The sequence below is a fragment of the Pseudoalteromonas sp. Ps84H-4 genome, from assembly GCF_024124645.1.
GTDB lineage: Bacteria > Pseudomonadota > Gammaproteobacteria > Enterobacterales > Alteromonadaceae > Pseudoalteromonas > Pseudoalteromonas lipolytica_C.
On the sequence record NZ_JAMXSK010000001.1, the window covers coordinates 422,559 to 447,999 of the forward strand.

At 42.1% G+C, this 25,441-nt stretch carries 26 protein-coding genes; 13 read left to right on the forward strand and 13 right to left on the reverse strand.

Translation table 11 applies throughout. The features are described 5' to 3' along the window. A complete protein-coding gene (gene nadB, locus NH454_RS01980; protein ID WP_135923785.1) occupies nt 1-1,623 on the forward strand; it encodes an L-aspartate oxidase in 1,623 nt (540 codons plus the stop codon). Here nadB and NH454_RS01985 read toward each other — a convergent pair. Both NH454_RS01985 and NH454_RS01990 read right to left on the reverse strand, forming a co-directional pair. After that, complete coding sequence (locus NH454_RS01985; RefSeq protein WP_135923784.1) at nt 1,598-1,906, reverse strand: hypothetical protein; 309 nt, start codon at nt 1,904-1,906, stop codon at nt 1,598-1,600. The genes nadB and NH454_RS01985 overlap by 26 nt on opposite strands. A gap of 91 nt (nt 1,907-1,997) precedes the next feature. After that, complete coding sequence (locus NH454_RS01990; RefSeq protein ID WP_135923783.1) at nt 1,998-2,249, reverse strand: succinate dehydrogenase assembly factor 2; 252 nt, start codon at nt 2,247-2,249, stop codon at nt 1,998-2,000. 120 nt (nt 2,250-2,369) lie between these two features. Here NH454_RS01990 and ygfZ point away from each other — a divergent pair, with 120 nt between their 5' ends. Next, nucleotides 2,370-3,281, forward strand: coding sequence for a tRNA-modifying protein YgfZ (ygfZ, locus tag NH454_RS01995; protein ID WP_138557310.1), 912 nt, complete (start codon nt 2,370-2,372; stop codon nt 3,279-3,281). Nucleotides 3,282-3,293: 12 nt separating this feature from the next. Further along, nucleotides 3,294-3,779, forward strand: a complete 486-nt coding sequence (locus NH454_RS02000; protein WP_135923781.1) for a peptidylprolyl isomerase — start codon at nt 3,294-3,296, stop codon at nt 3,777-3,779. A gap of 50 nt (nt 3,780-3,829) precedes the next feature. Here NH454_RS02000 and NH454_RS02005 read toward each other — a convergent pair whose 3' ends face one another. From NH454_RS02005 to NH454_RS02025, 5 genes are all read right to left on the reverse strand, one after another. After that, nucleotides 3,830-4,294, reverse strand: coding sequence for a hypothetical protein (locus NH454_RS02005; protein WP_235382529.1), 465 nt, complete (start codon nt 4,292-4,294; stop codon nt 3,830-3,832). A gap of 14 nt (nt 4,295-4,308) precedes the next feature. Further along, complete coding sequence (locus NH454_RS02010; protein ID WP_135926247.1) at nt 4,309-5,094, reverse strand: DUF481 domain-containing protein; 786 nt, start codon at nt 5,092-5,094, stop codon at nt 4,309-4,311. 68 nt (nt 5,095-5,162) lie between these two features. Next, nucleotides 5,163-5,483 (reverse strand): HI1450 family dsDNA-mimic protein, encoded by a 321-nt coding sequence (locus tag NH454_RS02015; protein ID WP_135923779.1) that lies wholly within the window; start codon nt 5,481-5,483, stop codon nt 5,163-5,165. Nucleotides 5,484-5,602: 119 nt separating this feature from the next. Then, nucleotides 5,603-8,716 (reverse strand): multidrug efflux RND transporter permease subunit, encoded by a 3,114-nt coding sequence (locus NH454_RS02020; protein ID WP_253038111.1) that lies wholly within the window; start codon nt 8,714-8,716, stop codon nt 5,603-5,605. Between the two features lie 9 nt (nt 8,717-8,725). After that, nucleotides 8,726-9,925 (reverse strand): efflux RND transporter periplasmic adaptor subunit, encoded by a 1,200-nt coding sequence (locus NH454_RS02025; protein ID WP_235382527.1) that lies wholly within the window; start codon nt 9,923-9,925, stop codon nt 8,726-8,728. Between the two features lie 258 nt (nt 9,926-10,183). Between NH454_RS02025 and NH454_RS02030 the strand changes: the two genes are divergently transcribed. From NH454_RS02030 to NH454_RS02060, 7 genes are all read left to right on the forward strand, one after another. Continuing rightward, a complete protein-coding gene (locus tag NH454_RS02030) occupies nt 10,184-10,975 on the forward strand; it encodes a crotonase/enoyl-CoA hydratase family protein (RefSeq protein WP_199527244.1) in 792 nt (263 codons plus the stop codon). A 69-nt stretch (nt 10,976-11,044) separates the two neighbouring features. Next, on the forward strand, nt 11,045-11,398 hold the full coding sequence (locus NH454_RS02035; RefSeq protein WP_235382526.1) for a CidA/LrgA family protein: 354 nt from the start codon (nt 11,045-11,047) through the stop codon (nt 11,396-11,398). After that, the gene (locus NH454_RS02040; RefSeq protein ID WP_135923775.1) at nt 11,388-12,098 is read left to right on the forward strand and encodes an LrgB family protein; all 711 of its coding nucleotides are present in this window, start codon (nt 11,388-11,390) and stop codon (nt 12,096-12,098) included. The genes NH454_RS02035 and NH454_RS02040 overlap by 11 nt, the downstream gene beginning before the upstream one ends. 33 nt (nt 12,099-12,131) lie before the next feature. Then, the gene (locus tag NH454_RS02045; protein ID WP_235382525.1) at nt 12,132-12,971 is read left to right on the forward strand and encodes a mechanosensitive ion channel family protein; all 840 of its coding nucleotides are present in this window, start codon (nt 12,132-12,134) and stop codon (nt 12,969-12,971) included. A 100-nt stretch (nt 12,972-13,071) separates the two neighbouring features. Then, nucleotides 13,072-14,223: a PepSY-associated TM helix domain-containing protein gene (locus tag NH454_RS02050; RefSeq protein ID WP_253038138.1), complete on the forward strand. Its 1,152-nt coding sequence runs from the start codon at nt 13,072-13,074 to the stop codon at nt 14,221-14,223. Next, on the forward strand, nt 14,223-14,693 hold the full coding sequence (locus tag NH454_RS02055; protein ID WP_235382524.1) for a hypothetical protein: 471 nt from the start codon (nt 14,223-14,225) through the stop codon (nt 14,691-14,693). The genes NH454_RS02050 and NH454_RS02055 overlap by 1 nt, the downstream gene beginning before the upstream one ends. A gap of 254 nt (nt 14,694-14,947) precedes the next feature. Further along, the gene (locus tag NH454_RS02060) at nt 14,948-16,360 is read left to right on the forward strand and encodes a family 43 glycosylhydrolase (protein WP_235382523.1); all 1,413 of its coding nucleotides are present in this window, start codon (nt 14,948-14,950) and stop codon (nt 16,358-16,360) included. A 32-nt stretch (nt 16,361-16,392) separates the two neighbouring features. Here the strand turns inward: NH454_RS02060 and NH454_RS02065 are convergent, their stop codons facing one another. Next, a complete protein-coding gene (locus NH454_RS02065) occupies nt 16,393-17,142 on the reverse strand; it encodes an RIO1 family regulatory kinase/ATPase (RefSeq protein ID WP_235382522.1) in 750 nt (249 codons plus the stop codon). Nucleotides 17,143-17,228: 86 nt separating this feature from the next. Next, complete coding sequence (locus NH454_RS02070; RefSeq protein ID WP_235382521.1) at nt 17,229-17,693, reverse strand: MarR family transcriptional regulator; 465 nt, start codon at nt 17,691-17,693, stop codon at nt 17,229-17,231. A 127-nt stretch (nt 17,694-17,820) separates the two neighbouring features. Here NH454_RS02070 and NH454_RS02075 point away from each other — a divergent pair, with 127 nt between their 5' ends. The 3 genes from NH454_RS02075 to NH454_RS02085 are packed head-to-tail and all read left to right on the forward strand — an operon-like array spanning nt 17,821 to nt 20,175. After that, a complete protein-coding gene (locus tag NH454_RS02075; RefSeq protein ID WP_235382520.1) occupies nt 17,821-18,972 on the forward strand; it encodes a hypothetical protein in 1,152 nt (383 codons plus the stop codon). Nucleotides 18,973-19,020: 48 nt separating this feature from the next. Continuing rightward, nucleotides 19,021-19,911 (forward strand): dienelactone hydrolase family protein, encoded by an 891-nt coding sequence (locus tag NH454_RS02080; protein ID WP_235382519.1) that lies wholly within the window; start codon nt 19,021-19,023, stop codon nt 19,909-19,911. Nucleotides 19,912-19,959: 48 nt separating this feature from the next. Beyond that, nucleotides 19,960-20,175 (forward strand): hypothetical protein, encoded by a 216-nt coding sequence (locus tag NH454_RS02085; protein ID WP_054562273.1) that lies wholly within the window; start codon nt 19,960-19,962, stop codon nt 20,173-20,175. Nucleotides 20,176-20,240: 65 nt separating this feature from the next. Here the strand turns inward: NH454_RS02085 and NH454_RS02090 are convergent, their stop codons facing one another. From NH454_RS02090 to betB, 4 genes are all read right to left on the reverse strand, one after another. Beyond that, nucleotides 20,241-20,948, reverse strand: a complete 708-nt coding sequence (locus tag NH454_RS02090; RefSeq protein ID WP_135923766.1) for a TorF family putative porin — start codon at nt 20,946-20,948, stop codon at nt 20,241-20,243. Between the two features lie 11 nt (nt 20,949-20,959). Continuing rightward, entirely contained in the window at nt 20,960-22,177 is a 1,218-nt protein-coding gene (locus tag NH454_RS02095) for a BCCT family transporter (RefSeq protein ID WP_135923765.1), read from the reverse strand. Between the two features lie 129 nt (nt 22,178-22,306). After that, the gene (betA, locus tag NH454_RS02100; RefSeq protein ID WP_235382518.1) at nt 22,307-23,977 is read right to left on the reverse strand and encodes a choline dehydrogenase; all 1,671 of its coding nucleotides are present in this window, start codon (nt 23,975-23,977) and stop codon (nt 22,307-22,309) included. Then, the gene (gene betB / locus NH454_RS02105; RefSeq protein ID WP_054554308.1) at nt 23,977-25,440 is read right to left on the reverse strand and encodes a betaine-aldehyde dehydrogenase; all 1,464 of its coding nucleotides are present in this window, start codon (nt 25,438-25,440) and stop codon (nt 23,977-23,979) included. Before betB ends, betA begins: the two co-directional genes overlap by 1 nt. Nucleotide 25,441 lies beyond the last annotated feature (1 nt).

Sequence of the window (25,441 nt, forward strand, 5' to 3'; positions counted from 1 at the left end):
ATGAACCAAAATAAACATCACATTACTGATGTCGCTATCATTGGCAGCGGCGCCGCTGGCCTTTCTCTTGCTTTATCTCTTGCTAACCATTGCAAGGTCACTGTACTAAGTAAAGGTGCACTGACTGAAGGGTCAACCTTATATGCACAAGGTGGCATTGCCGCGGTATTTGATAAAAAGAATGACAGCATTGAATCTCATGTTGAAGATACACTCGATGCGGGTGGTGGTTTATGTGACCGAGATGCGGTGCATTACACTGCAAGCAATGCTAAGACGTGTTTGAAATGGCTAATCGAACAAGGTGTGCCTTTTGATATGGAGTTTGACTCAAAAGGTAAAGAGCGCTTTCATTTAACTCGTGAGGGTGGCCACAGTCATCGCCGTATTTTACACGCTGCAGATGCCACTGGTCGCGCAGTGCAAACAACTTTAATTAGCCAAGTACAAGCCCATCAAAACATTACCTTGCTAGAAAACTATAATGCGATTGATTTAATCAGTGATAAGAGTCTAGGTAAAAAGGGCAAACATATTCATGGTTTATATGTATGGAACTGTGAAGAGAAAAAAGTCGAAACAATTTCAGCCAAATTCGTTGCACTTGCCACTGGTGGAGCCAGCAAAGTTTATCTATATACTTCTAACCCTGATGTATCAAGTGGCGATGGTATTGCCATGGCATGGCGTGCGGGGTGTCGGGTTGCCAATATGGAATTTAACCAATTCCACCCAACTAGTTTATATCACCCAGAGCTACAAAACTTTTTGATTACCGAAGCAATGCGTGGTGAAGGTGCATATTTAAAACGCCCCGATGGCACCCGTTTTATGAAAGATTTTGATGAGCGTGAAGAGCTTGCTCCTCGTGATATCGTGGCTCGTGCTATCGATTTTGAAATGAAACGCCTTGGTGCGAACTGTGTCTATCTTGATATTAGCCACAAAGACAAAGACTTTATCATTGAGCACTTCCCTACCATCTATGCAAAATGTTTAAGTGTGGGCTTAGATATTACTAAAGAAGCCATTCCAGTGGTTCCGGCTGCACACTATACATGTGGTGGGGTGATGACTGACTTTAATGGCCGCACAGATTTAGACAACCTTTATGCTGTTGGCGAAGTCGCTTACACAGGCTTACATGGTGCTAATCGCATGGCGAGTAACTCGTTACTTGAGTGTATTGTGTTTGCCCATGCCGCAGCGAAAGACATCTTAAGTAAAATCGATGCAAGCCCTGCCCTTGAAGCCCTCCCACTATGGGATGAAAGCCGCGTCACTAATTCAGATGAAGAAATCGTCATCACTCATAACTGGCATGAACTAAGATTATTTATGTGGGATTACGTGGGGATTGTACGCTCAACTAAACGCTTAGAGCGTGCCCTTCACCGTGTGGAGTTACTACAACAAGAAATTCACGATTACTACGCTAACTTCAGAGTGTCTAATAACTTATTAGAGCTTAGAAATCTCGTGCAAGTAGCTGAGCTGATAATTCGCAGTGCCCTTGAGCGTAAAGAAAGCCGTGGTTTACACTACACTATTGATTACCCAGAACAAAACGACAATCCAACACCAACAATACTGACCCCTAAGTCGGTTGCTGCACTGCAATAACAGCACGTTTCAAACGCGAAAAATAAACGTCTTCTACACTGGCTGCTGAAATAATCAGCCAGTGTGACTGATAAAACCCCTCAAGCCTGAGCACTACGTAGTTTGCAAAGATATAACTTTTCGGACTTATCTCGCCTTGCAATTGAATGTTGTCACTCACAAATCTTAACTGTGAGTATTCTAAAATAACTGTGCCGTTTTCAGGATGTGCTTGTTTTGCTTTTTTAAAACTAATAATGCCTGCAATCAGGCTAGATGAAATAGCAAATATTTGTGTTATCAAGGAGTGGGCGGTAAGAAAGAACGCTATAGCAAGAAAACAAAAAAAGACCACAAATGGTTTGTGGTCTAGTTTATTATTTTTAACGACAAACCTATACACGAACTCGGTCTAAAATTAACGAGACCATAGTGTTTAGTTCTGGATCTTTACACTCTTCATGCCCCATGAACCATGCGAACAAATCAGGATCATCGCTCTCAAGTAAGCGTTGAAATACAGCTTGCTGCTCTTTGCTAAGTGAGTCAAACGCTTCTTCAACGAATGGCATGAATAAAACATCAAGTTCCAACATACCGCGACGGCATGCCCAACGAATACGTTCTTTACTGTGAATTTCAGTCATTTTAAACCTCGTACTTATTTGTCTGCAGTTTAACAAATTGCCATCGAATAAACAGCTATTTAAATTGCTACCCTAACTAAGTTATCATTACCTCTCATTCATATCGTAAAGAAGGTTTTTATGTCGACTGTTTACGCATGTCCTTTATCTTATTCGCTTATCAGCCTAACTGGCAAAGATAAGCTGTCTTACCTTCACGGACAAATTACACAAGATATCAATAAGCTCAACAAAGATAACTTTTTATGGGCTGGACACTGTAATGCCAAAGGCAAACTTTGGGGTGTGTTTAGACTTTTTGAGCATCAAGATAGCTACTACCTTGTGGGCACAAAACCTGAAGTTGAGCAGTCACTGGTAGAGTTAAAAAAATATGCGGTATTTTCCCAAGTAGACATTCAGCAAAGTGAAAAACCGCTTATTGGCCTAATTGGTGATGACCTTAATAATACACTTAAATCACTCAACATTGAGTTTGATGAGGAACACAGTGCCGTTGACTTTGCTGGCGGTAAAGCATTAAAACTTGCTGATAACCGTGTTCTACTGATGGTCAATAACGACTTTTGTTTACCAGACGAAGTCACGGCCCTTGATGATGATGCACGTTGGCAACAAGCTGCAATTGCAGCTGGTGAGCCATCTTTAAATAGCGACGCCATTGGCGAGTACGTACCACAAATGGTGAACCTACAAGCACTAGGTGGTATCAGCTTTAGAAAAGGTTGTTATACAGGCCAAGAAACTGTCGCTCGCATGAAATATCTGGGCAAAAATAAACGCGCTATGTATATCGTTGCAGGCACAGCCGAAGGTCAACTTGATGAGCTTGAGCTCGAAACCAAGATGGGCGAGAATTGGCGTCGTGCAGGCAAGCTAATTAGCCAAAGTTATAATCAAGATACGCAAACATTAATGGGCCTTGTTGTGCTGCCAAACGACAATGAAGCAGGCCAAGTGTTGCGTGCTAAACACCTCCCTCAGGTTGAGCTATCAATTCAAGCTCTGCCTTACTCTCTCGAAGATGAATAAATAGGAAAGACTATGATCGTAGCAGCAAACAAAGTGGTAAAAATGCATTATTCAGTATTGGATAATAACAAAAACACTATCGACAACTCTTTCGATGGTGAACCACTGGTGTTTATCGTGGGCACTGGCTACCTAATTCCAGGCCTAGAGGATGCGCTACTAGGTAAAGAAGCCGGTGACACATTTAGCGTAACTGTAGAACCAGAGCAAGGCTATGGTGAACGTCATGATGACTTGATGCAAGCTGTGCCTAAGTCGATGTTCGAAGGAATGGAAATCGAAGTTGGTATGCAGTTTCGTGCGACAACTGATGCCGGTGATCAATCAGTAATGATCATCGAAATCCAAGATGAAGATGTGATTGTAGATGGTAACCACCCTCTTTCAGGCATCACTCTACATTTTGATGTTGAAGTACTTGAAGTACGCGATGCAACAGAAGAAGAGTTGGCACATGGTCATGTGCACGGTGAAGGCGGTTGTGGTCACAGCCACTAAACCATGACTATAAAAAAAGCGCCATTGGCGCTTTTTTTATATCTCAGTGCTTATTCAGCTGTTTTCTGTGCATCCAGTGCTGGCTCTGGTTCAGCAATATGCTCTCTAAGCGCAGCAAGTAAACCTTCTTGGTCATTGGTCCCTAAGCGATACTTTGTACCGTCTTTCATAGCAAGCTCTACTGCACTGAATCCAGAGACACTGTAAACCCATCCATCATGTGTAATACGCAGGCCTATGCCATGTCGAAATGAGTTACTTACTGCCCGAACAGATTCAATCTCATCAAAAGTCACTGTTTTACCAAATACACCCGGACCGAATGCCCAGCTTACGTTTTTATCACTCACCTTAATGGTTAAACCATGAAATAAAAAGGCCACCAGCACTAAGATAGCACTAAACACCATGAGTGGAATATCTGCACCAATTAAATTCCATGCTAAGGCAATAAAGCCGCCAATCCAGCCTAAAATAACAAAAATAAAAATAGCGTACTGCTTATGTTGATACATACTGAGATATTCTCTTAAAAGCTATAAACAAAGGTCGCACTCAGCTCAGAATCGTACTTGAGCTTTTCTTCTTCCGGTTTTGAGTTATAGCGATACATATAAGTAAATTTGAGTGATACATCACCCATAATTTTGCTGATCAATGAGGTTTCTGATTTTAAACGCGAGTTTAATCCCGACAACGATTGTTCATAACTGACGTCTTGATTAAAGCGAGTGCGAGCAGAGACCGTACGCTCCCACTGCAATGCCATTCGAAGTAAGTAACCTGTTTTTGTTTCATCTTCTTCTGTGGCTGTCTCTTGATCTGCCACTGAGCGATACAAACCGGGTCCTACGTCAATATCCACCTTATTTTTACTACCTTGATAAATACGATTTCCGTATCCTGTCGCAACGGTGCTTTTAAACTCTAGACCACTAAATTTGTCTCGTTCGTAATCACTATAAATAAAGAATGATTCGTTTTTGACATTCAGCTTGTAGTTGCCTTGCCCAGATACAAAGATACGATCCGCAGACACTTCTTCAGTTCCTGTTTCATCGTTACGATCGCGCTTATACAGGGTGTCGAGCTTAAATTGATTACGCCACTTTTCAAAGTCTTGATAAAGGTTACCTTTAAGTTTGAAGCTGGTTGAATCTGTATTACCACGACTTACCATAAAGCCAAACTCAATATCACCATAAAGCAACTCGCCTTTATGAATTTTATGGATCTCTTCTTCTGATAATTGCCCGTATTCATGAAAGTCTTCAAACGGATCAACAGCAAAAGCCTGCCAACTACTAACGAGCATGGCGGCTAAGATAATTCGTTTTAGGGTATTAAAACAATTAAAAGTAGAGTCAAACATCAGCTGGCGCGTTATTCGCTATCTTTCCAAAGTATGTGGCAAAACGGAGCATCTTTATCTCGGCTAATTAAAATCTTGGCGAATAAAATATCTTGGTTTTCAAATTCAAGTCCAACTAAGACTTGTACAAAGAGCTCAGGTTCAATTTCTAGTGCAACAAATTCTTGCCACTGCTCATCAGGCTCACCTTCTTCAATAAAACCCAACTCTTCTCTGTGTTCATTAAAGTCAGCAATATCCTGCTCGTTCAAATTATCAGGTGCTAACTCTAAAAAGATATCATATGCCTGATGCGTTACTTCTTCTTCACTATATAAACGTGGACCTGCCATTGTTCAAACCCTCTGCGCATTCGGATTGCGTTAATCGGAATATGATAACAAACCTATTTTCTTTTTTGCCAAAAAAAAAGCCAGGTTACCCTGACTTTTTTGTTATTTTTTATCAATTATTAATCGTGAGCTGACTCACCCTTGATTTTTTCGCGCATAGATTGCACTAAAGTGTAAAATAGCGGCACTAATAAAGTACCAAAAATTGTGGCGGCTAGCATACCAAACAACACTGTGATACCAAGTGAAATTCGGCTTCCTGCCCCTGCCCCACTGGCAAATACCAGCGGAAGTACACCAAGCACAAACGATAATGCAGTCATCAGTACTGCTCTAAAACGTAACTTGGCTGCATTTAATGCCGCTTCAAATATAGTTTTCCCTGCAGCCCGCTCTTCCATAGCAAATTCAACAATCAAGATGGCCGTTTTGGTTGAAAGACCAATTAGCAGCACTAACCCCACCTGTGCATAAATGTTGTTTTCCATACCAATTACGTACAGCGCAAGCATGGCACCAAATAGCGCCAGCGGTACCGCAGCAATAACCGAGAAAGGAATTGTCCAACTTTCGTATTGCGCTACTAAGAATAAGTAAACAAATACCACTGCTAAGCCGAACAAAATCGGAGCCATGTTACCGGCTTCAATTTCTTGCTTCGATTGGCCTGCCCATTCGTATACATAGCCCGTTGGCAATTGATCAGCCAACTCTTGCATTACTTTAATAGCATCACCACTTGCATAACCCGCCGCTGGTTGTCCGCTAATGCTGGCACTACGATATAAGTTAAAGTGCGTTAAACTTGTAGGGCCAAGAATTGGCTCAAGTTTAGCGAGTGTTGTGAGCGGCACCATGGCACCTTCATCATTTCGTACATAGTAATACTGCAAGTCTGTTGGGTTCTGTCTAAATTGGCTTTCTGCCTGCATGATCACTCGGTAAGTACGGCTAAATTGATTAAAGTCATTAATATATAATGAGCCTAATTGCGCTTGTAGCGTCAAGAAAATATCACTCAATGCGACCCCTTGTGCTTTCGCCTTATTACGGTCTACCTCTAATAAGTACTGTGGCACATTAGCCCTAAAGGTACTGTATACATTAGAAAGTTCTGGTCGCTGGTTTGCTTCATAAACAAGGCCATTTAACACTTGAGCAAGCTCTGCTGGCTCACGCCCTTCACTGTCTTGTAATCTAAACTCAAAGCCTGCACTAGTGCCAAGCCCGGGTATTGAAGGAGGGTTAAATGCCATAATTTGCGCATCTGGCATTGCCCAGAACTGCCCCATCAAGCGGGTTAAAACCGAACGTAAGCCAAGCTCAGGACTCGTTCTCTCTTCCCAATCTTTGAGTACCACGATACCCAAAGCGTTGTTTGAACCTGCACCACCAAGTAATGAAAAACCAGACACCGCAATAAAATCGGTTGCAGCTGGTTCATTTTTCACAATATCGCCCAACTTGTGCATCACATCTTGGGTACGGCCACTTGCTGCAGCATCTGGAAGTTGCACATCTACAAACAAGAAGCCTTGATCTTCTGCTGGTACAAAGCCCGTAGGAACAGTTTTCACCAACCACCCAGCAGCTGCAAAAATAACCACGGCAAACAGTGCCATTCTTGCTGTACGTTTTAGGATAAAGTTAATAACTTTACTGTAGCCATTGGTTGAGCGCGTAATGATGTTTTCAAATGGTGCTAACCATTTAATAGGCTTCATGGCTTTTTCATTAAGCAGTAATGCACATAATGCAGGACTCAGGGTTAATGCATTAACGGAGGAAATAAGCACTGCAAACGAAATCGTGACCGAAAATTGCTTATAAAGCTCACCCGTTATCCCTGGCATAAAACCAACAGGCACAAACACCGCAAGCAGCACTAAGGTCGTTGCCACTATTGGCCCTGATACTTGCTCCATCGCCTTTGTGACCGCTTCTTTTATTGGTAGCTTTTCTTCTTTTAGTATCCGTTCAACGTTTTCTATAACAATGATGGCATCATCAACAACAATTCCTATTGCGAGTACCAAGCCAAATAAAGTGATCAGGTTAATGGAATAACCCATCATCATCATAAAAGCAAAAGTACCCACTAAAGATACTGGAATAGCGACCGTTGGAATAAGCGTTGCGCGCCAGTTTTGTAAGAATAAAAAAACCACTAAAATAACCAAGCCAACGGCTTGAACCAGAGTAACCACCACTTCTTCGATTGAACGGTTAATAAATTCTGTGGTGTCATAAGGAATCGAATACTTCACACCATCAGGCAATTGTTTTGCAAGCTCTTCCATTCGTGCTTTAACATCGTTAGCTACTTGCGTCGCATTCGCTTCAGTCAATTGGTAAATTACAATAAACGCGGTGTCTTGCTGGTTTAATTTTGCGGTGGTGCTATAACTTGCCGCCCCCAGTTCAATGCGCGCAATATCGTTCAAGCGCACAAAGTTACCGTCTTTATTTGAGCGAATTATGGTTTGACCAAACTCTTCTGGGGTTTTTAAGCGCCCTCTTGCTTGAATCGAGTATTCAAACTGCTGACTAGGAGCCGATGGCGCAGCACCTAATTTACCTGCGGCTACAATAGTATTTTGTTCTTGCAATGCAGCCCGCACTTCAGCCACAGTTAAACCAAGCGAAGCCATACGATCTGGGCGTAACCACAAGCGCATTGAATAGGTTTGCTCCCCCATAACTTCAGCAGAAGCAACCCCGTTAATACGCCCTAACGGTTCAGTTAAGTAGTTAGTTGCGTAATTGCTCAAGAAGATTGCGTCAATATTTTCCTTATCAGAGTAAAGATTAATACCGAGCAACATTGAACTAGACTTTTTCTTAACCGATACACCTTGGCGCTTCACTTCCTCAGGTAAACCTGACTCCGCCAGTGCAACTCGGTTTTGGACATTAACTTGAGCAATATCAGTATCTGTACCGACCTTAAAGTACACCGTAATATTCGCGGTGCCATTGTTCGATGAGGTGGATTCTATGTACATCATATCTTCAACCCCATTGACTTGCTCTTCAATGGGTCGCACAACAGACTCTTCAACGATCTGCGCACTTGCGCCTGGGTAGCTGGCAGATATCTGCACTTGTGGTGGTGTTATTTGCGGGTACATATTCACTGGCAATAATGACATTGAAATCAACCCCGCGATGGTAATAACAATCGATATTACCAAGGCAAACTTAGGACGAGATATAAATGTTTTACTGATCATATCTCACTCCTAAGAGTTAGCTTTGCTAGTGATGGTGCCCGTTGTCGGATCGACTTGCTTTTCTACCGGTTTAACCTCAGCGCCTTGACGCACTTTTTGTAAACCTTCAATAATGACTTTTTCACCAGCCTCTAAGCCTGACTCAACAACCCACATAGCATTAATGCGTCGACCTAATTGAACAATGCGCATAGCAACTTTGTTTTGATCATCAACAACAAGTACAAATTTCCCTTGTTGATTTTCCTGCACAGCGACTTGTGGGATCAGCGCTAATTCTTTTTTATTTATGCTTTCAACAATTAAGGTTACAAATAAGCCTGGCATCACGATCCCCTCAGGATTATCGAACGCAGCTCTTAGCTCTACAGTGCCGGTGTTTTGATTAATTTTTGTATCTGCAAAATCAAGCACACCTTTATTTGGGAATGTTGAATTGTTAGGAAGTTTAAGAGTTAAATCGATGGGTACATCTTGCGGGTTGCTCTCACTAGTTTGATGCTCTTGACGATAACTAATGTAGTCTCCCTCTTCCACCTGAAAACTAACATAGATAGGGTCAACATCTGTCAATTCAGCAAGCTCATTTGATGATGGGCCAACAATATTCCCTACATCGTAATTTACTTTACCAATGCGCCCTGTAAATGGAGCATGTATTTCGGTGTAGCTTAAATTTAATTCTGCTTTTTCAAGTTCAGCTTCAGTTGCCTTTACAGCTGCTGTTGCTTGTTCGAAATTAGTGGTTAATTTATCTAGATCAGACTGAGAGATAAATCCTTCAGAGGCGACTTCTCGGCCACGCTTTAAATCGCGTTCAGCTGAACTCGCTGCTGCAATTTTACTTTTTAGATCGGCTTTTACTTTAGCCACTGTCGAGCGGTATTCAGACGGGTCAATACGCAGCAGCAACTGGTCTTTTTCAACAGTAGAGCCTTCATCGAAGTGACGTTCTATTAACTCACCTTCTACACGAGCTCTAATTTTTACTTCTTGAAACGCTTCGGTTCGTGCTACAAATTCACGATAGTTGCCGATTTCTTTTGTAGAGACATTAAACACAGAAACAGCCGGAGGCGGCGTAGCTTGTTGTTTTGCTTTATCATCTGAACAGCCAACCAATGTGGTTGTTAATGCTACAGAAATTGCAGCAAAAGCCAAAGAACGAGATGATTGTTTAGTTATGCGAGCTGTTTTGCGCATCAGCATATATATACTCCTTGTAGCGCGACTTAAAGCTAAGTCTAGTCGTGTCATGGGATTTTGCGAAAGTATCTAACTAATCACAAAATCAAACTAGCTATGAACTAGCATCTTTGTTTTAAAAATATACACCAATTTGTAACTAAATATATGACAAGGTTACCCATTTTTGGAAAATATAATGATTCCTTGCGACACATCAGCAATTCTTTACTTAGTTGTAATTAGCTCGTAAGCTCTAACAAACAGGTCAGAGGAGTTACCATGATAAAACTAGAAATAAAACAACAGGTCGCATGGGTAAGCCTTGCTCGTCCCGAGAAACAAAATGCACTCAGTTTTGCCATGTTTGTCGAACTTGCAAACGTAATCAAAAAAATTAAACGCGATCGCAGTTTACGCGCTGTAGTTATCTCTGGCGAAGGCGACCATTTTTGCTCTGGTCTTGATGTTGCTGCGGTGATGAAAAAGCCGAGTAATATCATCAAGCTGTTATTCAAGTGGTTACCAGGAAACCAAAACTTAGCGCAAAAAGTGGTGTTAGGGTGGCAAGACTTAAGTATTCCGGTGATTGCAAAAGTGACCGGACATTGCTTTGGTGGCGGTATGCAAATCGCACTCGGTGCTGATTACCGCATCGTCGATAAAAACGCTAAATTAGCGATTATGGAAGCGCGTTGGGGCCTGTGTCCTGATATGGGGGCAAACGTAGTACTTGCAGGCTTAATGAAGCGCGACCAAGCACTTTGGTTAGCAAGTCATGCAGAGCCTATATCAGCTGAAGACGCTAAAGAATATGGCTTGGTTACGCAGCTGACTGATAATGTCGATAAACAAACCGATGCTGTCCTTGAAACCTTAATGGCCCGCTCGCCAGATACGCTTGCTGCAATTAAGCGAATTACCCAGCAAAGCTATCGCTCACAGCAGCGTAAAATCCTCGCTAAAGAAACCTGGAGTCAAATTCGCTTACTGATGAATCCTAATACCAAAAAGGCGATTGCGAAGGCAAAAGGTGCAGAGGATATCCAGTATAATAATGCCAAATCATGGTAAGCTAAAGTCGCATAGTACAACTGACAAGGGTATGATGTAGTTGTACTTTATTCGCAATTATTCACAATCATGAAATACCTTATCAGTAGTGCCATCATCCTTGCTTGTTTAGCCATTGCTAAATATTTAACGGCTTTGTTTGCAAGCACATTCCCTGCACCATTACTTGGCATGGTTTTATTACTCATTCTTCTTTTAACAGGCTTAGTTAAAGAGCAAGATTTAAAACCCTCAGCGACCCCATTACTGAACTTTATGCCGCTGTTTTTTATTCCTGCAGGCGTCGGTATTATTGAGCATTTAGGAGTTATTAACGAACACTGGTTACTCCTTCTTGCCGTGTTTATTATTGTTCCCCTGACGAGCATTATTCTCATTGGCTCACTATTCGCCTACTTTAAGGGGCGCGAAAATGACAGTTAGTTTATGGTGGTTGAGCATTCCTTTAACTGTTTGCCTTTTCTTGGTTTTACGTTTTTTAAACGCTAAAACGCAACATGCAATCAGCAAAGCTTTAACTAACCCAGTGTGCTGGGCAATCGTGTTAGTTTCTGCGCTGTTAGTGGCACTAAAACTCCCATATGAGCCTTTTGCCAAGCACAGTAAAGTTTTAAGTTGGTTTTTAGAGCCTGCTATCGTAGCTTTAGCATTACCGCTTTATCAGCAATTTATACATGTCAAAAAAAACCTGTTATTGATTCTTATTAGTTGTAGCTTAGGTGTGATCAATGCAACAGTGGTTGCTTCATTTATTTGTTATTTATTCGATGCGCCTGCACAGCTAAGCGCCTCACTCGCTAGTCTATCGGTCACTACGCCAATAACGTTACTTGTCACAGATGCTCTTGGTGGTATTCCCTCTTTGGCAGCAGCTATGGTGATATTCATTGGTGTGCTGGGAGCCATATTTGGTAATTTGATTTTCTCGCTGATAAATATCCGCAATGCGCAAGCAAAAGGTGTCGCAATCGGCACAGCTTGTCATGCAATAGGCACTGCATCATTAATTGTAGAGCAACCTAAAGCGGGGGCATTTGCCTCAGTGGCAATGGCATTGAGTGCACTACTGAGCGCTATAATAGTGCCGCTACTCTATCCTGTTATGCAATATGTTCTGGTATAGTCAGCATTAGCAGTAACCTTGTTAGGAAAACATATGATTGAGTCTGAAATACAACAAGTCGAGAAATACTACAATCTGATCATGGAATATTTGGTCACCTACAGCATGCAAATTTTAGGCGCCATATTAATCCTCTTCATTGGCTTATGGATAGCGCAAAAAGTGTCGAATATGGTTGCAGGTCTAATGCAACGTCACAATATCGATATCACGCTGACTAACTTTGTCAGTAATGTCATCAAAGTATTACTGATCATCATGTTCTTGGTTATTGCCCTTGGCAAAATTGGCATTAGCGTAACCCCTTTTGTCGCAGCGATTGGTGCCGCATCACTAGGTGCTGGTTTGGCGCTACAAGGCATGCTGTCAAACTATGGTGCAGGCCTTGCGATTATTGCAACAAGGCCTTTTGTTGTGGGTGATACTATCGAAGTAAAAGGTGTCAGTGGGCAAGTTAAAACCATTGAGCTTGGTCACACAATTCTAATAAACGAAGAAAAAGTCGAAATCACCATTCCTAACAAACATATTGTTGGTGAGATTTTACATAACTCGTTTAGCTATTCATTAGTTAAAGGTGAAATTGACATCGCTTATGATGCCAATGCAGATCTCGCTATTGAGCTTATCGAAAAAGTGTTAGACGAGCATGAACTAGTTAGTGACTCTCCTCATGCACAAGTCGGTATTGAGCGTTTTGCTGAGAGCGGTGTTACCTTGAGCTATCGCTTTTGGGTGCCAACCACCAAAATTATTGAGACCAAATTAGCGGTCAACCGCAATGTATTTAAAGCAATTCAAGGAGCAGATATCGAAATTCCTTTCCCACAACGAATTGTTACCCTCAATCAAACTAATGATAAAGGCGCTTAAAGCGCCTTTTTTGCAGCTCGTCGACAGAGATTGTGTTTGTTCAAAAGATTGTAGTACAATTTAAATGATAACAATTACTATCATCAATTAACGTCGGGCTATTTTTACCATGAGTAAACGTCTTTGGTTCCAACTACATGGTTGGTTTTCGCTCCCTGTATGGGTGCTATTTTGCTTTATCTGCGTCACAGGTACTGTGTCGGTTATAAGCCATGAGCTTACTTGGCTGACCAACAGTGAAGCACGTGCAAACAACCCAAATGATTTACCAGCACTTGGTGTTGATCAAGTTATTAATAGCGTTGAAAAAGCCTATCCGACTGCCGATGTAATGAGTGTACTTACTTATGAGCCTTACTTGGTTAATGCGGTTATTTTCACTGATACCGACAAACCTTATGCTGTGGCTTACGTCAATCAATACACCGGCGAAGTACAAGCGGTTAATGACACTATCTCATTCATTGAATTTATGCGTACCCTACACGGCTGGCTATTCTTTCCTTGGCAAGAAGGTTACAGCGTAGGTTACTACCTCGTCAGCGCCATGGCTTTTGTCCTTTTGGGTGCACTAGTAACTGGTTTAGTGATTTATAAAAACTTTTGGCGTGCATTTAGCCAGCCAAAACTACGTTTTAACCAAGGTAGAAAAACCTTTCTAAAAGATTTACATACCTTAAGTGGCGTTTGGTCAATTTGGTTTATGGCAGTAATGGCACTCACAGGCCTGTGTTATCTAGTGCAAGCCATCATGTGGCATAACGAAATAGACATAGAAGAGCATGCACCGCTAGTGGCAGTGTCAACTTTACCTGCGGATAAACAAACACCACCAACCGACTTAAAAGCGGCACTGGCAATTACCAAAGAGAAATACCCAGATTTCAAACCTAGTTATGTGATGCTGCCAGAGCATAACCGCGGCATGTTTAATATCATGGGCAGTGGCGATACTATTTTCTACGATAACTACGCTTACTCAACCTCAATCAATCCTTGGACGGGTGAAATTGCAGCAAGCAAAAGCCCAGAAACCATGTCGGGATTACTCACCCTTTCACATATCGCCGATCCGCTGCATTACGGTAATATTGGCGGTCTGTGGACAAAGGTTATTTGGTTTATCTTTGGTTTAATTTTAAGTGGTATGTCGATCACTGGCTTTATGATGTACGCCGCAAAATTAGTAAATAACAAACCTGTAAAAGCGCGCCAATCAGCGCCAGTAAATAACGTTCAGGAGGCAAACTAATGGCTCGTTTACAAGCAACTTGGTGGCAACGTAAAAAGTATATTTTGCATGCTGTAGTACTGGCTTTACCTGTTTGGTTTATTTATCAATCATTGAACCCTCAGTTTCCTGCACTTTGGCAAGAGCAACAAGCAGGCGAATTTAAAATCGCTCCAATGCCGCTAAATGAAGATGCTCCTTACTCACACCACAACGAATACGTTAAAGACTTCTTTATTGCTTTTAATCAAGGTGACATAAGCAATATTCGTCAGGCGTATTTAAATATTGGTAAGTCACCTTTGCCACTGGCAGAGTTTGCAAAAGATGAAGAAGGCATAATGCATGGCACCAATCACGGTCAGCATGCCCACGCGATAGCCCCTAAAACTATCTCAGCAGATGATAAACTGTGGATCACCATCCAAACTTGGCAAGGCCAACTGCATACCCTTAAATGGGATATTCCCAGTCAGTTTATTACTCAATAACATCCGAAAAGCCACTGACTAAGTGGCTTTTTTGTATCTCAGCTAAACACTCAAATCCCTTCCTAAATAGTTAAAGGTAAAATTTTTGTTAATTTTATTGCCGGAAAACTTTACAAAGATAATAATATAATAAAGTATTATAAATGATTTACATTTACACCAATGCTCTTAATTGGGTTACTCGCTGTAGATCAAACCTAATCCAAGGAACAGAACACACAAGGAAAGCTCAATAACAATGATTTGGAGACACTATGATACTTTCAAAAAAAGCCCTCGCTGCGTTTAGCTTTGCAACAATACTGATACTTCCCAGTGCTTATGCGCTTGATAATGGCGTATATACAATTAAATCAAAGTACAGTGCTAAGTTTGTTGAAGTAGAAAGCGCGCAAACCAATGATGGTGCAAATGTTAGTCAGTGGGCTGACACTAACCACGACACCCAGCGCTGGTTAATTACCAATATTGGTGGTAATAATTATTCAGTTATTAACCTGAACAGCGGTAAGGCCCTTGAAGTGTATGAGTGGTCAACAGCCGATGGTGGCAATGTTGTACAGTACGAATATGCAAATCTCGCCAGCCAACACTGGCAAATAAATGATGAAGGAAGCGGCTATTACAGCTTTATTAACGATCACAGTGGTAAAGCGCTCGACTTATATGAATTTAATGGCAACGATGGCGCAAATATTAGCCAGTGGAGCTACAACGGCAGCGATGCACAGCAGTGGCAGCTAACCAAGCTTGCTAATGTTGAATCAACCCCTTGGGATCCATCCACAACCAATGGCGCTGCAGATCACTGGCCACTTACTGGTAATTTAGTCACTCATGATCCAACCCTTGGCTATGAAAATGGCACTTGGTGGGTTTTTCAAACAGGTCCTGGTATTTACGGTAAATATTCAAGCAACGGTGTAGATTGGAATGATGCGCAACCAATTTTCTCAAATGGTTTAAGCTGGTGGAGTAACTATGTGCCTGATCATGATGGAATTGATGTCTGGGCGCCTGAATTAAAACGCTATAATAATCGTAGCTGGCTCTATTATGCCATTTCGACCTTTGGTTCCCGAGTCAGTGCTATCGGTTTAGCATCAGCCAGCAGTGTTGCTGCAGGCGATTGGCGTGATGATGGTTTAGTGATCAACACCACCAATAGCAATAATTACAACGCTATTGACCCCGATCTTGTGGTGGCAAAAGATGGTGCACCTTGGCTAACATTTGGCTCATGGAACTCGGGTATTAAACTAACACGTATCAACCCAATAACGATGAAACCATTTGGTCAAATTTACTCACTGGCAAGTCGTTCAGGTGGTATTGAAGCGCCCACGATTATCTATCGCCAAGGTTACTACTACTTATTTGTATCAATGGGTAAGTGTTGTGAAGGCACTAACAGCACCTACCGCATTGCATACGGTCGCTCTACCGATATTCGCGGCCCTTACCTAGATAAAAATGGCAATAATATGTTATCTGGTGGCGGTAGCATTCTTGATGCAGGTAATAATCAATGGGTAGGCCCGGGTGGGCAAGATATTCTAAATACCGATGTGATTGTTCGTCATGCCTATGATGCAGGTGATAATGGCACCCCCAAATTGCTCATCAGCAACCTGAATTGGGATGCGAACGGCTGGCCTAAATACTAGTTCTCCCCACTAAGCGCGTGCAAACGCGCTTTTTACAATCTATCTAAAATACTGCGAATAAAGTCAGAATTAAGAATCTGAGTTACAGCCCCGCTACACCACAAATAGGCACGTTGGATCGGATAACCTTTAAAAATCCAACGCTTACGCACATGATTAAAGTCGTGCAAATAATCCGCCTTTGCTTGCGGTAAAGAGTCTTTGGCTAACTTCTGCCACGCCTTATAAACCCCACTCATATCGGCACCACGCATAAAACGCTGTAACCAGCGCGGAAAGCGTGCAAAACGAATCGCTGACTGAAAATCAATAATGTATGGCTTGCCATCTTTTGAACAAATCACATTTCCCAAATTACGTAAATCCAGATGCACCACCCCGCGGCGATGCATTTTTGCTACCAAACGCTCAAACTCTTTAAAGAAATCACTCGGTAAATGCTGCTGTTGCAAGGCAAGCTGGCGAAGTGGCGTGCCTTCAATAAAATCATAAGCAATGGCAATTGATGACAAACGACAAAAGTTATCGACCACTCCGTCTACGTCTTGCAGGCGTGCCAGCCCCTTGTACTCTTGATTGATAAAAAGCGGCGCGATGGTTTTTCTCACCCACCATGGGCTGTGCTGAAAATCTTTAATAATTAAATCAAATTTCGCGTCTTTATAACGATAAACAATGGCATTGGCAAAGCGGCCTGTGTGAACAACCGACAAACCTTCTGGGCTAAATTGATGAGCTGGAAATTGAGCGTGAAGCTGCGCAAGCAAAGATGATTCAAACATAACAACCCGGACTTGTTAAAATTAAATGCCTAGGCAACTATATTATCAAAATGCGTCTACAGCGACAACGTACCGCTTATAGAAATTTATGCTTTTAAATTATGAATTGCTCTAAACAATAAGCTTGCGAGTTGCTCTTGCTCATCATCAGAGAAGCCTGTGAGTGCTTTACGATAGATATCATTCACGGTTGGTAAAATTTCCGGGTAAAGCTGTTGGCCTTTTTCAGTGAGGCATAAAAGAGTTGAACGGCGATCTTCAACTGACTGCTTTTTAGCAACTAAGCCCTTGTCTTCTAAACGAGAAAGTAATCGACTCATGGCACCACGGTCATACACCATGTGCTCACAAAGCTCGGCCAAGGTATTTACTTTGCCACGCGCAAGTAGCACAACCACTATGTATTGGGCCGACGTTAGCTCTTTATCCTCTAAAGCATCATCAAGATGAGCCACCAGGTTTGAACGCAAATAAGAGACTAAGCGACCTAAGTCTTGCACTGGGTCTAAATCTTCAATACAGCACTGGCCAATTGATGCAGGTTCTTTCATATTTCCTCTAAAGCGATTAATAGCAATTCATAGACAGTTAATCGGCAAAATAATTCAATCCTATTAGATTGCTTCAACGGCTATGAATAGTGTAGCGTGAAGAAGCGTACTAACTGTCGGGGGCGTTATGATAACTAAACAACATATTATCAAGTATTTATCTCTTACAATACTGCTACTTCTTTGTTGGCTAGAGCATTATAACCATTTCATTATGCGCTTTATCGACAGCGCCCTTGTACAATCAACCCTAGTGTACGCTTCATCACGTACAGTTAACGCTGCTATATCGCTATTGCAATCAGCCGAAGTGGGCATTGGTATTGCCAGTATTCAACCTGCACAACTACTCGACCCGGTGAATGACTTAGCAGAATACATGTCAGATGCCATGCGCCTTGCAATAGGCTCGTTATTTTTACAGCGCATTTTATACACCATTTCTTCTGGGGTTATTTTTAGTGGTGTTTTTACTCTCTCGGTCGTCGCTTACTTTATATGTGAATGGCGTAACTATTTACCTAACTTGCGTCATAAAATTATGGCGAGCCTTATTTTAATTCGCTTTTTAGTGCCTGCTGTGGTGCTTACAACAGGCCTCGTGAGCCAAATATTCTTAGATGAGCAAATAGACCAGCAAAGTGAGCTGGTGAGCGAAAAAGTCGAGACGGTGAATAGCAGTGCAAATAATACCTCGGCCTTATCTGCCAAGCTAAAAGCCGAGGTCGATAGTGAAAAACAAACCATCCTCGACAAGCTCTCACTATTAAATGAGCAGCAGATAAAAAACCACCAGCAAGCGACAGAACTCAAAGTTAAGCTGGCAGAGGTTGATAGCCAAATAGAGGCGATTCAAGCAACTCGCAGCTTGTCTGAGCGACTGACCTTTACTGAGCTTGAACAAGCCAAGCCATTACTTGATAAAAAGCAGCAATTAACAGCGCAGTTTAATGCGGTGCTAAACCAGCAAAAACAGCTAAACCAAAACAAAGACGCTTTAAACGAACAACTAGAAAACCTAAATGCTTCACTCAACCAAGACCAATCATCGCAGGTCAGTAAGATTATTGATACCGTTACCTCTGGTATTAGTAACATGGTAGCTGCCGTCGAAGACTTATTTATCGACTTTTTGAATATCTTGTCACTGCTTATTTTAAAGCTGCTAATAATGCCGTTAATATTTTTATACTTATTCAACAAAGCCTTTAAGGCCATTTGGCAGCGCCGCTTTATGGACGTAGTAATGCAAACAAAACAACTGGCTGTTAATCGCTGATATTTCAGCTAAAGTTATAAACCTAACTCGTTTTTAAAGGATATAAGTATGACTGAGCAACGCCATAACCACATTCCCCATGAAGCTTTTGATTGGTACGATGAATACGCCCATGGCTTAATGGACCGTCGCACCTTTATGAAAAAACTGGGGGGGTTAGCTGCCCTTGGCTACTCAATGGCAATGCTAAGTAGCGCTTTATTGCCAAACTATGCATTAGCTGAGCAAGTATCCTTTAATGACCCTGATATTAAGGCCAGCTATAAAACCTTTGATTCGTTTAAAGGTCACGGCGAAGGTAAAGGTTATTTAGTCGAACCCGCTAATTTAACGGGTAAGCACCCAATAGTGTTAGTCATCCACGAAAACAGAGGCTTAAACCCTTATATTAAAGATGTTGCACGCCGCCTTGCCAAAGCTGGATTTATTGCCTTTGCGCCAGATGCGTTACACCCTCTTGGTGGCTACCCCGGTAATGACGATGAAGGCCGCGCAATGCAGCGTTCTATGGATAAAGAAAAAATCCAACAAGATTTTATTGCCGCAGCTGAATACATAAAAAAACACCCAAATAGTAACGGCAAACTCGGTGCGGTAGGCTTTTGCTTTGGTGGTTATATGGTTAACTACCTTGCAGCAGTTGATAGCAAATTAATTAATGCGGGCGTGCCCTATTACGGCACTCCCGCCGTTAAAGAGCTCAGACAAAATATTAAAGCCCCACTACTTGTGCACTTAGCTGAGCTTGATAACCGCGTTAATGCAACTTGGCCAGACTACGAAAGCGACTTAAAAGCGCATCAAGTGCCTTACACTATGCACATGTATGAAAAAGCAAATCACGGCTTTCATAACGACTCTACCTCTCGTTATGATGAAAAACAGGCAGAGCTTTCATGGCAGCGCACATTGGCGTTTTTCAATGAGCAATTGATTTAAACAAAGCAATTTCATACACTCTCGAAAAAATTTTAGGCTAGAAAAAAGATGGAATCGCAAGTCAGTTATCGCTTTGACTCACAGCAAACCGCCAATCGGTTTTTAAACAAGCTTAAGCACTGGTCAGTGGCTAAAGTTACTGCGAGTCTTTGCCAAGGGGGTTATGGCGTAAAAATACGCTACGAAGTCGATACCAGTGGCTTTGATTACACTCTTGCAGAGCTTGATGATTTAGCGATGCAACACGAAGGCGAAGAGATTTAACTTTCAGATTCTAGGCATAAAAAAACGGCTAACCAAGGTTAGCCGTTTTTTTATTAAAGCAGTGCTTACAAATCAAAGCTACGCGAAATAGACGCGACAATTCGCTCGTCTGCATACTCAGAATCAATACTGGTATTCTCACCTGCAATTTCAATATCAAACCCTGCATAGCTCGTTTGATACGCTAGACGATAATGCTTATATGACTTATCGCTGCCATCCCAACTAAACTTATCGCCATCTAATGAATTAGATACATCAAAGCTGGCACGAATTGCATGGTTTGGCGCTACTTCAAATGTGTGCGCTAGCATGTAAATTAAATGGCCTGCGCCAGTACCAAAATAATCCCAAGTATACCAAAAATTAAGCTCTACTTGCCCAATGCTGCTGGCATAACCAAATTTCGAATACACCTCTGGGTAGTTGCCATCGCTTGAGTAATCTTCACCGTGGTAAGAGTAGTAAGCAATACCATAATCAACACTAAGGGCATCCGTTAACTCAGCATAGTTACCAAAATACGCATCCCACTCGATGTCTGTGCCATCGCCAAAATCTACATTTGAAGCCCACGTACCTACATACATACCTGAATCAGCAAAGGCATAATCTAAGCTGCCTTGAATCGCTGGGTCATTCATGGTTTGGCTGACACCATTGAAGGTGTAATCTGATGCCAATGTAACCGTAGTAGATAAGTCAGCCATGGCTGATGTCGATAGTAATGCCAATGGCAACGCTGCTGCTAATACTGTTTGTCTTGTTGTCATGTTGGTTTCCCTTAGCTAACTGTTTCTATTTTTGTGTAATCTAATTTATTGTCTTTTGGTGAACCTTCGATATTTTTCACTGTTTTTAACTTGCTGTAGCCAATAAACGCAGCACAGCCGAAAAATAACGCAATAACTAGCGCGCCAACCCATTGGATCTGTAAAAAGTCGAACTTAAACAGCAGGGTTAATAACGAAAGCGCCACCACATTTAAGACAATATAATTAACCTTACCAAAACGCTTCACCGTTAAGTTTAGGTTATCTGTGTATAAACGGATCAAAGAATCAAGTGAGTTGATCACAAACACCACACCAACAAACACCATAGCGATGTTTTTCAAGCCTGCTGTTGCAATACCCGCTTCATGGTATTGATACAAAACACTAAACCAGATAGCGATTGGAATAGACGGGAAAATCAACATAGCCGCCAGCACTTGGTAAGTTTTTAAACCACCCACAAAGCGCGAGGTAAATTGACCAATCATAATACTCCAAGCAAACCACCAAAAAAGGTAGAAGGCATGGTAATCATTTAGTGGTAATACAAACTCATTGATGTTGCCAAAGTAACCACCGATCAACGTAAGGTTATCAACAAATGCTGATGTTTGTGCATCAGAACCAACAAAGGCACCGAACCACATAAATGTGATTAAAGCGATAAACAACCAAGTAGTCGAAATACTTAAAAAGCGTACATACTTAATGTCTGTGCTTGAATACACAGCAAAACAAATCGCTGCAAACACCATTAAGTAGAATGTCGGAATAATTGACTCGCCATCACCGAGCGACGGTAAATACCAAGGCAAATTCGACAGCAGTAAAAATGCAGTAAATGCGCATGTCCCAATAATAACAACGTTATTAATTAGTTTTACCAAAGCAATTTCAAAGAACTTTACTTTGGGTTCTATTACACAGAAATAAAAGCACGTAAGGAAATAAAATCCCCAGATCAAGAAGCCCCAAAAACCAAACTCAATGGCTAGTGGATTGGCAAACGCATACTCTGGGCTTGCTTTTATGTCTGCATAACCTGCAAACTCTGTCAGTGGAAACATAATCAAGCCAACGTCTAGGCCTGATGTAAATAAAATTGCAATGAACGTAAACGTTCTAACCGGTGTGACGCCAACACACCTTACCGTACCCCATTTAAATAAAATAACTGCAATTGCTAACAGGGTAAAAATGATGCCAGCACTAAGCCAAAAGGTCATAGTTCCCCCCCCAAAATAAGTAATAATACTTCATTGTTTCTCCCATTTTATTCCTCGCATTAACGCACCACAAACAACTCGTGATGCGCGCCACTGCAAGCCCCACAGTCGAAACTGCGGGTGGCCTTATTAGATCTCCGAACTACGCTGCGTTGATTGCCATTGTTTTTCCATAGCAACATCTGCAGTTGATGCCGATAACAAAGGCTTACCTAAAATGTGGTCCGCCGCTTTTTCTGCCACCATAATGGTTGGCGCATTTAAATTACCGTTTGGAACGGTTGGGAAGATAGATGAATCCACAACCCGTAAACCTTCGATACCGTGTACTTGAGTTTGCGAGTTAACCACGGCCATCTCGTCTTCACCCATCTTGCACGAACATGACGGATGGTAAGCACTCTCAACCGCTTGACGAACAAAAGCATCGATTTCTTCATCGCTTTGAACATCTTTACCTGGTTGAATTTCATCATCGCGGTACTCATCAAACGCACGCTGTTCAATAATCTCACGAGTTAGACGTACGCAAGCTCTAAAGCCTTCAATGTCATCTTTATGCTGTAAGTAGTTAAATTGGATCTTAGGCGCAACCTGTGGATCCGCCGACTTAATTGTCACCGCACCACGGCTTTTTGGTTTGTTATGCCCAACATGAACTTGGAAACCATGACCATCAAAGGCACTTTTACCGTCGTAACGAATTGCAGCTGGTAAAAAGTGATACTGAATATCTGGCCATTCAACGCCCGGTTTTGAACGAATAAATGCACATGATTCAAAGTGATTCGTTGCCCCTAAACCAGAGCGGTTTAATAGCCAACGAGCACCAATTAGTCCTTTTGAAACAAGATCTAACTTGCCGTTTAAAGTAATTGGTTGCTTACACTTATATTGGAAATAAAACTCCAAGTGATCTTGTAAGTTTTGGCCAACACCTGGTAAGTGATGTTTAACCTCAACACCCGCTTCGCTCAGGATGTCTTTATCACCAATACCTGATAGTTGCAGAATATGCGGTGACCCAATTGGACCCGCACTTAAAATAACGTCTTTAGCTGCAAATGCTTGCTGCTTAGAGCCAGATACTGAATACTCAACACCAACGGCTTTTTTGCCTTCTAGCAATACTTTTTCAGCTAAGGCACCGGTGACTAGCGTTAGGTTTTTACGTGACTTAACTGGGTCTAAATACTCACGGCTGGCTGAGCTTCTTACACCGTCTTTAACTGTCATATGCATTGGCCCAAAACCTTCTTGCTGGGCTGCATTGTAGTCATCAGTATGCGCATAACCTGCTTGTTGGCCCGCTTTGATAAAGGCTTTATAAAGCGGGTTAGCCATTTCATTACCGTTATTAACCCCTAATGGGCCGTTATCGCCACGGTAGTTGTTACCACCTAAATAGAATGATTCAGCACGTTTAAAATACGGTAAACAAGCTTGGTAATCCCAGCCATTAGCACCATGTTGCTGCCACTCATCAAAATCTTTGGCATGACCACGTACATACACCATGCCGTTAATCGATGATGAGCCACCTAACACCTTACCTCGTGGGCAGTGCATTTGACGGTTATCTAAATATGGCTCTGGCTCGGTATGAAATTGCCATGCATATTTGTCAGTATTCATTGGGATTGATAGCGCGGTAGGCATCTTTATAAAAATGCTTTTATCGCTACCACCCGTTTCAAGTAATAACACCTTATTCGAAGGGTCTGCTGATAGTCGGTTTGCCAACACGCAGCCTGCTGAGCCAGCACCGACTATGATGTAATCATAGTTCTGTGTACTCATTAAAATGGACTCTCTATATTGCTCATACCCACATAAATCGATTTAGTTTGGGTATAGTGATCTAAAGTTTCGATACCGTTTTCACGGCCAATACCTGATTGCTTGTAACCACCTACAGGCATTTCAGCAGGTGAATTACCATAGCTGTTTATCCAACAAATACCGGCTTGTAATTGATGGATCACGCGGTGTGCGCGCTGAATATCTTTAGTGAACACGCCTGCGGCTAAGCCTAGGTGGGTATCGTTTGCACGCTGAATAACGTCATCTTCATCATCAAACACCAACACACTCATTACTGGGCCAAAGATCTCTTCTTTAACTATGGTCATGTCGTCTTTACAGTCGACAAAAACGGTCGGCTCCACAAAGTAACCGTTTGGTGCAGATGCAGGTGACAATGCCTTACCGCCGGTTAGCAAGGTTGCGCCTTCTTGAATACCTTTATCGATATAGCCAAGTACAAGCTCTTGATGCTTTTTAGAGATAAGCGCCCCTAAATTCACCTCAGGATCCATTGGGTCGCCAGCAATAATATTTTGCTCAGTGCGTGTTTTCAGCTCATCAATAAACTGCTGATAAACATTTTTGTGCACATAAATGCGCGTACAGTTAGTGCAGATTTCACCTTGCGTATAAAAATTACCTAACATTGCCGCACTAACAGCTTGTGATACATCGGCATCATCAAATACTAATAACGGTGACTTACCGCCAAGCTCCATGGTCACATCTTTAAGTGAACCAGCAGCGCTTGCCATCACTTTTTTGCCTGTGCCCACTTCACCAGTGAACGACACTTTTTCAATATTTGGGTTTGCTGTTAACCATTGCCCTACTTCAGCAGCGCCTTGCACAACGTTAAATACGCCAGCAGGTACACCCGCTTCGATGAAAATCTCTGCAAGTTTAATTGCGCCAAGTGGTGTTTCTTCTGAAGGTTTGAAAATAACCGCATTACCCGCAGCCAGTGCCGGGCCTGATTTCCAACAAGCAATTTGCAGAGGGTAGTTCCATGCACCAATACCGGCACAAATACCAAGAGGCTCTTTACGTGTGTAGTAAAAGTCATTGCCAACCATTTGTTGCTGACCCACTTGTGCAGGCGCAAGACCAGCAAAATACTCAATTACATCGGCGCCAGTTTCAACATCAACACACTCAGCTTCTTGCCATGGCTTACCCGTATCAAGTACTTCAACTTTTGCCAGTTCATCATTACGTTCGCGTAAGATTGCCACGGCTTTTAATAAAATGCGGCTACGCTCAATTGGCGTCATTGCAGACCACGCTGCAAAGCCTTGTTTTGCGCTTTCGATTGCCGCGTTTTGAATAAACTCATCGGCGATTTCAACGTGATAAATTACTTCATCTGTTGCAGGGTTCTTTACTGCAAAAGTATCGCCAGTTTGATTTTTCAAAAAGTGGCCATTTATAAAATTTTCGTAAACAGGTGTGGTCATT